Raw genomic sequence first — 262 nt, 5'->3', positions numbered from 1 at the left:
TTTAAATATTGTCATTTTTTTTATTTAAATTTTCTTTTTTATTTTTAAATTTTTCAAGTCGATGCATCAAAGGTGCAAGTCGATGCATCAAAGGTGCAAGTCGATGCAATAAAGGTGCAGGTTAAGAGATTTGTGTGTACACCGTAGTTTATAATACTAAGTTGCAATCAGATATAGTATTTCTCCCCCTGCCTCCCCTGCCTCACTTCGACTAGCCGCGATAACTCGCCTGGGAATCAGTGAAGTGACGCGATGGTTTGGT

The sequence above is a fragment of the Nostoc sp. DedQUE02 genome, from assembly GCF_034531035.1.
Taxonomy (GTDB): Bacteria; Cyanobacteriota; Cyanobacteriia; order Cyanobacteriales; family Nostocaceae; genus Nostoc.
Note: the sequence above shows the minus strand (reverse complement) of the source record.